Source organism: Streptomyces sp. NPDC050636, from assembly GCF_040654775.1.
Taxonomy (GTDB): Bacteria; Actinomycetota; Actinomycetes; order Streptomycetales; family Streptomycetaceae; genus Streptomyces.
Genome location: NZ_JBFAIP010000073.1, coordinates 25,297 through 33,225, shown reverse-complemented (window position 1 = coordinate 33,225; position 7,929 = coordinate 25,297). Strand labels below are relative to the sequence as shown.

Here is a 7,929-nt window from a genome sequence, read left to right as displayed (position 1 = left end):
ATCGCTTACGTGCACCCCCGCCGGTCTTTCCCACACTCAACGGGAGGGGCCGGACCGCAGGACGGAGTCCGGAGGTCCGGAACCGCACCCGACAGCCCCGCGCAGCGGCACCGCCCGCCGCAGGCGCAACGGCGACAAACCACAACGGCGGGACAGCCGAAAACGGCGAGTAACCAAGACGGCCCCGGCAAAGCGCAGCGCGTGCAGTCCCCCCGAGCGGCACGTGACTGATACTGGAGGGGTTATGGAAATCGTCATCCTTGCTGTAGTCATCGCCGTGGTCGTGCTCGGCGCGATCAGCGGGCTCGTCGTCAGCGGCCGCAAGAAGAAGCAGCTGCCGCCGCCCCCGCCGGCTGCCCCCGCCACGCCCCCCGTTACCGCGCCCCCCGCCGAACCGCACATCGGCGAGGAGGCCGAGACCCCCCGCGAAGAACCCCGTCGCACCATCGAAGAGGTCGGACTGCCGACCGCGGAGGCCCCCGAGGCCGAGGCACCGGCCGCCGAGGCCGAGGCTGCGGCGCCCGTCGTCCCGGAGGTCGAGGTCCCCGAGCCGACCGCCGGCCGGCTGGTCCGGCTGCGCGCCCGGCTCTCCCGCTCACAGAACTCCCTCGGCAAGGGCCTGCTGACCCTGCTCTCCCGCGAACACCTCGACGAGGACACCTGGGAGGAGATCGAGGACACCCTGCTGACCGCCGACGTCGGCGTCGCTCCCACACAGGAGCTCGTCGACCGGCTGCGCGAGCGGGTCAGGATCCTCGGCACCCGTACGCCCGAGGGCCTGCGCGACCTGCTGCGTGAGGAACTGCTCACCCTCATCGGCACCGACGCGGACCGCTCCGTGCACACCGCCAACGGCATCGGCAACGGCGGCGGCGAGATCCCCGGCGTCGTTCTGGTCGTCGGCGTCAACGGCACCGGAAAGACCACGACCACCGGCAAGCTCGCCCGTGTTCTGGTCGCCGACGGCAAGTCCGTGGTCCTCGGCGCGGCCGACACCTTCCGCGCCGCGGCAGCCGACCAGCTGCAGACGTGGGGCGAGCGGGTCGGCGCCCGTACGGTCCGCGGACCCGAGGGCGGCGACCCCGCGTCGATCGCCTTCGACGCGGTGAAGGAAGGTATCGCCGAGACCGCCGATGTCGTCCTCATCGACACCGCGGGCCGGCTGCACACCAAGACCGGGCTGATGGACGAGCTCGGCAAGGTCAAGCGGGTCGTCGAGAAGCACGGCCCGGTCGGCGAGGTGCTGCTCGTCCTGGACGCCACCACCGGCCAGAACGGCCTGGTGCAGGCGCGGGTGTTCGCCGAGGTCGTGGACATCACCGGCGTGGTGCTGACCAAGCTCGACGGCACCGCCAAGGGCGGCATCATCGTCGCGGTCCAGCGCGAACTCGGCGTACCGGTCAAGCTGGTGGGCCTGGGCGAGGGCGCGGACGACCTGGCGCCCTTCGAGCCCGAGGCGTTCGTCGATGCTCTCCTCGGCGGCTGAACCGCCGCCGCTCTCGCGGACGTGGTGACGCGCCGCGCGAGTTGCTCACTTGATGGTTGCTGTACATGCGAAGGGCCCCACCGCATCACGCGAATTCCAGGGGTCGTTGCAACACAGGTGATCAACTGGCTGTCGCCAGGAGCTTAGCGAGACGCTCGGCTGGGGTTTCCCAGCCGAGCGTTTTGCGTGGTCGGCTGTTCAGCTCGACCGCGACGGCATCCAGTTCTTCGCGGGTATAGCGGGCCAGGTCGGTGCCCTTGGGGAAGTACTGCCGCAGCAGGCCGTTGGTGTTCTCGTTCGAGCCGCGCTGCCAAGGGCTGCCGGGCTCGCAGAAGAAGACCGGCATGTCGGTGGCGATGCTGAACTCGTGGTGCAAGTGCATCTCGGAGCCCTGGTCCCAGGTGAGAGAGCGCCTGAGCTGGGCGGGCAGGGTCGAGACGGTCTGTATCAGCGCGTCCCGCATCTGCGAGGGCCTGCGACCTTCGGGCAGGTGAACCAGGGTGACGAAACGGCTGGATCGCTCCACCAGAGTGCGATTGCCGACTTCTGGGCCTTGCCGATGATGAGGTCACCCTCCCAATGTCCGGGGACGGCTCGGTCGGCGGCCTCGGCAGGCCGGTCGCTGATCATCACGATGTCCTTGGCCATGCGGGGCTGGCGCCGGTAGGACTGGCGGTGCGGCCGGCGCATTGTGCGGCCCGTGCGCAGTGCCTTTGCCAGCTCCCGGCGTAGTTCGCCACGGCCTTGGACGTAGAGGGCCTGGTAGACGGTCTCGTGGGTCACGTGCATCTCCGGCCGCTCGGGGAAACGTGCCCGCAGAGCCTGGCAGATCTGTTCGGGGCTCCAGCGGCGTGCGAGGTGGTGCTGGATGAAGTCGCGCAGCTCCGGGTTCTGGCTGATCTTTCCCGGCTTCGGCCGAGGCCGCCGGGCGTCGGCGCGGGACTGTGCGGCGTGCGGGCGGTAGACCCAGCCCCTGCCCCGCCACAACGCTCCGTTGCGACGTATCTCCCGGCTGATGGTCGACGGGCTCCGACCCAGCTCTGCGGCTATCTGCCGGATCGATGCCTTCTCGCGCAGCCGGTCGGCGATATGGATTCGGTCGGCCTCGCACAGATACCTCGACGGGCCCTCTGAGGTGTTCGACGGACTAACCGGCGGAGAACTTCGCTTGAGCCCCGTGGCCTGGCGGCCATGCCGCCACCGCTTGCCGGTCCGCCGGTTGATGCCGACGATCCGGCAAGCCTCTGTGTTGTTGAAGCCCTGGTCCATGAGCCGGAAGTATTCCGCGCGCTCACGGACCAGGGCTTTGCGGCCCTGAGGCTGCTGCCGGTTCTCCCGGATCTTGAAGTCCATCGCACCCCTTGAGCTGGGGTGTTGCAACGACCACTAGAACGGAAGTCAGAACGGTGGGGCCCTTCGCCTCTACTGCGACCATCAATCGAGCACCCCCGACGGCGATCAGCCACCTCCGCGGGTGCGGCGCCGGCTCAGGCGCAGAGGGGGCGGCGCCGGCTCAGGCGCAAGGAATAGGCCAGGGTGCCCAGCAGTAGCCGGGCCTCCGGCGGACGTCCGGCCGTGTCCAGGGTGGGCGGGCGCAGCCAGCGCATCGGGCCGTGGCCGCCGAGGTCGGACGGTGGCGCGGTGATGTGGTCGCCGTGGCCCAGGGGGCGCAGATCGAGATCGGCGTCGTCCCAGCCCATCCGGTAGAGCAGTCCGGGCAGGTCGGCGGCCGCACCGGGCGCGACGAAGAACAGCGCCCGGCCGGTCGGGGTGGCCGCGACCGGGCCGAGCGGCAGCCCCATCCGCTCCAGGCGCACCAGCGCGCACCGGCCGGCGGTCTCCGGCACATCGAGGATGTCGAACGACCGGCCCACCGGGAGGAGTACGGCCGCCCCCGGGGTCTCCGCCCAGGCGTCCACGGCCTTCTCCAAGGTCGCCCCGGCCGCCAGCTCATGGCCGAAGCCCAGCGGGTGGGCGCCGGGCGCCGGACAGTCGGTGTCGCCGCACGAGCAGTCCGTACGGCCGCTGCCGGCGCGGACCGCGCGGGCGCCGGGGACGACGTCCCAGCTCCACAGTCCGGAGTACTCCGCCACCGCCGTGCCTTCGGTCGAGCGGGCGCGGCGCCGCGAGCCGGAACGCTCCCGGATGCCGCCGATCGTGAAGCCCATGCCCCCTCCAACGGGTGGTGCGTGCCTGTGGTTACGAGTCGGCGGGTTGACGAGGAGCGGTGTTGACGCTCCGTCGTCGCTCCGCGGTGCCGGTGATGTGGTGTCGTGCGCCGGGTGGTGCAGGGCGGTGTGCACGCCCTCGCGTGCTTCGCTCCGCCCGGCCTGTCGACCTGTGTCAAGTCAATCGCGAGAGGCCGCCGGGGAGTTCCCTCGAAGGGGTGGCGAATGGTGGCGTTTCCGCAATCGCACTCGCGAGGGGCGTGATCGTAGGATTACTTTCAGTGCACGAACCCCGGAGAGGCATCGTTCGCACGGGTATGCCGGTGGCAACCCGCCGGTAGTTCACCGGCTGGAGGTGTGGCCGGAATCCGGCATCGGGTAGATGTACCCCGGACAGGCGTCGCAACAGGCGGCATCCTGTGGGTGGTTCGCAACGAGGCTTCGGCGGCAGCAAGGAATGGGGGCGTTCCAGTGGGCGGCAACGGCGGCACCGCCGGTTCCGGCGGGTCAGGCGGCACCGACGCCGTCAAACGTCCCAACACGCAGTTGGGTTCATGGTTCGTACGCAGCGGTTGGTCCAAGGGCGAGCTGGCGCGACAGGTCAACCGCCGGGCGCGGCAGATGGGCGCCCACCACATCAGCACCGACACCTCGCGGGTGCGCCGCTGGCTGGACGGCGAGCAGCCGCGCGAGCCCATTCCGCGGATCCTGTCCGAGCTGTTCTCGGAGCGCTTCGGCTGTGTGGTCGGCATCGAGGAGCTCGGGCTGCGCTCGGCGCACCAGTCCCCGTCCGTCTCCGGTGTGGACCTGCCCTGGGCCGGGCCCCAGACCGTCAGCCTCATCAGCGAGTTCTCACGCAGCGACCTGATGCTCGCGCGCCGCGGCTTCCTGGGCACCTCGCTCGCGCTGGCCGCCGGGCCGACCCTCATCGAGCCGATGCAGCGCTGGCTGGTGCCGGTGCCCGCCGGGCAGGGCGGCGGGGATGCGCCGCCGGACCGGGCGCGGCGTGCCGCCCGGCTGTCCAAGCCGGAGCTGGATCTGCTGGAGTCGACGACCGCGATGTTCCGGCAGTGGGACGCGCAGTGCGGCGGCGGGCTGCGCCGCAAGGCGGTGGTCGGCCAGCTGCACGAGGTCACCGACCTCCTCCAGGAGCCGCAGCCCGAGGCGGTGGCCAAGCGGCTCTTCAAGGTCGCTGCCGAGCTCGCCGAGCTGGCCGGCTGGATGAGTTACGACATCGGGCTGCAGCCCACCGCCCAGAAATACTTCGTGCTCGCGCTGCACGCCTCCAAGGAAGCAGGCGACCGCCCTCTGGGCTCGTACATCCTCTCCAGCATGAGCCGCCAGATGATCCATCTCGGTCGGGCGGAGGACGCGCTGGAGCTGATCCATCTCGCCCAGTACGGCAGTCGTGAAACGGCCACTCCGCGCACCCAGGCGATGTTGTATGCGATGGAGGCGCGCGCGTACGCCGGGATGGGCCAGCCCAGCAAGGTCAAGCGGGCCGTCCGGATGGCCGAGGACACCTTCTCCGACGCGATGCCCGGCGAGCCCGAGCCGGACTGGATCCGCTTCTTCTCCGAGGCGGAGCTGAACGCCGAGAACGCCCACTCGTACCGCGACCTGGCGTATGTGGCCGGTCGCAGTCCCACGTACGCCTCGCTCGCCGAGCCGGTCATGGAGCGCGCCGTGGAGCTTTTCCGTGAGGACCCCGAGCATCAGCGTTCGTATGCGCTCAATCTGATCGGGATGGCCACGGTACGGCTGCTGCAGAAGGAGCCGGAGGCCTGCGCGGAGATGGCGCAGAAGGCCATCCCGTTCGCCAGGCAGGTCCGCTCGGAGCGGGTCAACACCAGGCTGCGCAAGACCGTGGACACCGCGGCGCGGGAATTCGGAGGCGTCGCCGAGGTGATCCAGCTGGGCGACGAGCTCTCCCGTCAGCTGCCGGAAAGCGCGGCGGAGGTCGGCTGACCGCGCCCCCAAGACCCCCGGCCACGGCCACCCACCCCGTACAGCCCGACTCGGCTCCCCCGCGCCTGGTCACGAGGGTGGGAAGCCGTGGCCGGGCTCTCTTTTGCGCCTGAACCGGCGCCGCCCCTCTTTGCGCCTGAACCGGCGCCGCTCTCGCGAAGGTGGTTGCGCGCCGTGGGGGTTGCTCAATTGATGGTTTCGGGGGGTTAAAACGGGTGGGCGTTCGCTGATCTTGCAGTTCACCGGGGCGTAACACTGACGCCGCCTTCGTCACTGCCGTGAAACACCGGCAAGGTTTGGCCGAAACCACGCTGCGACAACCTCATGGCCAAGTCGGCCCACCAGAAATACGCCCGCACGGGCCGCATCGACGACGAGGAGACGCCGATGCCCCCAGGCATCCTGACGCTTGCAGCAGACAAGGTGACACTCAGCCCGGCGAACACCGGGTTCATCCTGATCTGCTCCGCACTGGTGATGGTCATGACGCCCGGTCTCGCCTTCTTCTATGGCGGCATGGTCCGGGTCAAGAGCGTGCTCAACATGCTGATGATGAGCTTCATCAGCCTGGGCATCGTGACGATTCTTTGGGTCCTCTACGGTTTCGGGCTCACCTTCGGCACCGACAAGGGGAGCCTGATCGGCTGGGACGGTGACTTCGCCGGGCTCAGCGGTATCGGCCTGACCGAGCTGTGGGGCTCCACCACCATCCCCATCTATGTCTTCGCGGCCTTCCAGCTGATGTTCGCGATCATCACGCCCGCGCTGATCAGCGGTGCGCTCGCCGACCGGGTGAAGTTCACCGCCTGGGCGCTGTTCATCACCCTGTGGGTCACCGTCGTCTACTTCCCCGTCGCCCACTGGGTGTGGGCCGAGGGCGGCTGGCTCTTCGAGCTTGAGGTCATCGACTTCGCCGGTGGTACGGCGGTGCACATCAACGCCGGTGCCGCCGCGCTCGGCGTCATCCTGGTCGTCGGCAAGCGCATCGGCTTCAAGAAGGACCCGATGCGGCCGCACAGCCTGCCCCTGGTGATGCTCGGCGCCGGGCTGCTGTGGTTCGGCTGGTTCGGCTTCAACGCCGGCTCCTGGCTCGGCAACGACGACGGCATCGGCGCTGTCGCCTTCGTCAACACCCAGGTCGCCACGGCCGCCGCGATGCTCGGCTGGCTCGCGTACGAGAAGATCCGGCACGGCTCGTTCACCACGCTGGGCGCCGCCTCCGGCGCGGTCGCCGGACTCGTCGCGATCACCCCCGCCTGCGGCTCGGTCAGCCCGCTCGGCGCCATCGCGATCGGTGTCATCGCCGGTGTGCTGTGCGCCCTGGCCGTCGGCCTGAAGTACAAGTTCGGCTACGACGACTCGCTCGACGTCGTCGGTGTCCACCTCGTCGGCGGTGTCGTCGGATCTCTGCTGATCGGCCTGTTCGCCACCGGCGGTGTGCAGAGCGAGGCCAAGGGCCTCTTCTACGGCGGCGGCCTCGACCAGCTGGGCAAGCAGGCGATCGGAGTGGCGGCCGTGCTGGTCTACTCGCTGGTCGTCTCGTTCATCCTTGCCAAGGTCATCGACCTGGTGATGGGCTTCCGGGTCAGCGAGGACGAGGAGATCTCGGGCGTCGACCAGGCCGCGCACGCCGAGACGGCATATGACTTCACCGGCGCGGGCGGCGGCTCGGTGGCCCGTACGGCAGCGATCCCCGCGACCGGCGGCGCCACGGCTGAACCCAATGGGCCCGCCGGCAAGCAGGGCAAGACGAAGAAGGTGGACGCGTGAAGCTCATCACGGCAGTAATCAAGCCGCACCGGCTGGACGAGGTGAAGGACGCCCTGCAGGCCTTCGGTGTGCACGGTCTGACCGTCACCGAAGCCAGCGGCTACGGCAGGCAGCGCGGGCACACGGAGGTGTACCGCGGCGCCGAGTACACCGTCGATCTGGTGCCGAAGGTCCGGATCGAGGTGCTCGTCGAGGACGCGGACGCCGACGAGCTGGTGGAGGTCGTCGTGAAGGCGGCCCGCACCGGCAAGATCGGCGACGGGAAGGTGTGGAGCGTGCCCGTCGACGAGGCGGTACGCGTACGGACGGGCGAGCGTGGCCCGGACGCGCTGTAACAGCGTTGGACCGACGACGCCCGAGTCGTCCGAGTGACCCGGCTCCGGCCTCCGGCGCGGCAATCGCCGCCGGGGGCCGGAGCCGGAGTACCTACGGGGACAGGCCGGCGGTGCGCGCCCCACGGGGATGACGGGGCAGCGGTGACCGCGGGGGACAACACGACCAAGGAGCGCCCGAGTTGACGGAGAGCGTCGAGGAAAC

Annotated in this window: 5 protein-coding genes and 1 pseudogene; 4 read left to right on the top strand and 2 right to left on the bottom strand. The window is 69.9% G+C overall.

The annotated features are described in order from the left end of the window. Nucleotides 1-244 precede the first annotated feature (244 nt). Nucleotides 245-1,486, top strand: coding sequence for a signal recognition particle-docking protein FtsY (gene ftsY, locus AB0I10_RS31635; RefSeq protein ID WP_363156104.1), 1,242 nt, complete (start codon nucleotides 245-247; stop codon nucleotides 1,484-1,486). Between the two features lie 121 nt (nucleotides 1,487-1,607). Here the strand turns inward: ftsY and AB0I10_RS31630 are convergent. Then, nucleotides 1,608-2,839: pseudogene (locus tag AB0I10_RS31630) on the bottom strand (IS30 family transposase). 134 nt (nucleotides 2,840-2,973) lie between these two features. Further along, nucleotides 2,974-3,654 (bottom strand): bifunctional DNA primase/polymerase, encoded by a 681-nt coding sequence (locus AB0I10_RS31625; RefSeq protein WP_363156103.1) that lies wholly within the window; start codon nucleotides 3,652-3,654, stop codon nucleotides 2,974-2,976. Between the two features lie 471 nt (nucleotides 3,655-4,125). Between AB0I10_RS31625 and AB0I10_RS31620 the strand changes: the two genes are divergently transcribed. From AB0I10_RS31620 to AB0I10_RS31610, 3 genes are all read left to right on the top strand, one after another. Then, the gene (locus tag AB0I10_RS31620; RefSeq protein WP_363156102.1) at nucleotides 4,126-5,622 is read left to right on the top strand and encodes a hypothetical protein; all 1,497 of its coding nucleotides are present in this window, start codon (nucleotides 4,126-4,128) and stop codon (nucleotides 5,620-5,622) included. A 387-nt stretch (nucleotides 5,623-6,009) separates the two neighbouring features. After that, nucleotides 6,010-7,392 carry an ammonium transporter gene (locus AB0I10_RS31615; protein WP_363156109.1) on the top strand — a complete coding sequence of 461 codons (1,383 nt, stop codon included), beginning with the start codon at nucleotides 6,010-6,012 and terminating at the stop codon, nucleotides 7,390-7,392. Continuing rightward, on the top strand, nucleotides 7,389-7,727 hold the full coding sequence (locus tag AB0I10_RS31610) for a P-II family nitrogen regulator (RefSeq protein WP_363156101.1): 339 nt from the start codon (nucleotides 7,389-7,391) through the stop codon (nucleotides 7,725-7,727). Before AB0I10_RS31615 ends, AB0I10_RS31610 begins: the two co-directional genes overlap by 4 nt. Nucleotides 7,728-7,929 lie beyond the last annotated feature (202 nt).

Bases quoted from the DNA above. Each gene is read 5' to 3' on its own strand.
- ftsY (WP_363156104.1), top strand. From the start codon at position 245: ATGGAAATCGTCATCCTTGCTGTAGTCATCGCCGTGGTCGTGCTCGGC.
- AB0I10_RS31625 (WP_363156103.1), bottom strand. From the start codon at position 3,654: ATGGGCTTCACGATCGGCGGCATCCGGGAGCGTTCCGGCTCGCGGCGC.
- AB0I10_RS31615 (WP_363156109.1), top strand. From the start codon at position 6,010: ATGCCCCCAGGCATCCTGACGCTTGCAGCAGACAAGGTGACACTCAGC.